General features: G+C 64.9%; 1 protein-coding gene. It reads left to right on the top strand.

Going from position 1 to position 276, the window contains the following annotated elements; genetic code table 11:
* Nucleotides 1-19: 19 nt before the first annotated feature.
* A partial coding sequence (locus AC0IW9_RS30795; protein ID WP_471652105.1) for a DUF3027 domain-containing protein occupies nt 20-276 on the top strand: 257 nt, incomplete at its 3' end.

The following is a 276-nucleotide window of genomic DNA, read 5'->3' on the forward strand; positions in this document are numbered from 1 at the left end:
TGGTTACACCGGCGGTGAACTGGCCGCAGATGAGGACCCGGCTGAATGGGCTGCTACTCGCGCTGTTGCTTCTGAGTTGGGTTTGGGACGGGAGCGACTGCTGTCGCGGGAGGGCCGTGACTCCACCGCCGAGCGCTGGCTCGCTGGTGAGGGCGGCCCGGACAACGCGACGAGCCATCATGCGCCAGCCAGCTGCGTGACCTGCGGGTATTTCGTGCGCCTACAGCATTCTCTGGGACGGGTTTTTGGGGTGTGCTCGAACGAGTACTCTCCCTC

This window comes from Belnapia sp. AC561 (assembly GCF_979252845.1).